This is a genomic window from Vibrio sp. 10N.222.55.C6 (assembly GCF_041473395.1).
Taxonomy (GTDB): domain Bacteria; phylum Pseudomonadota; class Gammaproteobacteria; order Enterobacterales; family Vibrionaceae; genus Vibrio; species Vibrio crassostreae_C.
In genome coordinates this window covers 1-592 of record NZ_JBFRSD010000923.1, presented here as the reverse complement: position 1 = coordinate 592, position 592 = coordinate 1, and the positions used below count along the sequence as shown (strand labels likewise).

1 protein-coding gene is annotated in these 592 nt (G+C 38.2%); it reads left to right on the top strand.

Annotation, left to right across the window (positions count from 1 at the left end):
- A partial coding sequence (locus AB4486_RS26875) for a hypothetical protein (protein ID WP_372119832.1) occupies window positions 1–592 on the top strand: 592 nt, incomplete at both ends.

Sequence of the window (592 nt, the reverse complement as noted above, 5' to 3'; positions counted from 1 at the left end):
CAATAAAATATAATGGACGTATTGTTTTTCAAAAACAAGATATACCCAGTTTCAAACGTATGCCGCGCGTATTTGTAGACAGTGAAGCGTGTTTTGCGTTTGTCACAAATGGCGATTTTAACGTCAGGGAACAGACAGAATCTGCTTCATTGAACAAAAACTGCGGAATACTGGCAAAATGCACCAACTACTTTTATGAAAACACTAGCTATCATAATGATGAAGGTGCAGGTGAAGCGATTGGTATCCTTCTCTATCCTGAAATATTTCAGTCACTGTTTAACTTTGATATTAGCCAGTCAAAATACAGGGTCGATTATAATATTTTGCAGGTTGAAGTGGACAAATTGCTAGAGCACTATCGTGATAGCATCAGTATATTGCTGGATTCTCCAGAGTTGGCGGATGATTTGCTTATCGAGAGCAAACTACGTGAATTTGTCATTCTTATGGCGAAAAGAACCAGCGCACCTTCTGAACTCGATTTTCTTGCTTCTATGTTTAAACCTAACTTTGCCAAATTTGAAGATATTATCCAAAGTAATCTGTATGCGGATCTGAGTGTGGATGAGTTGGCAGCATTGTGTCATAT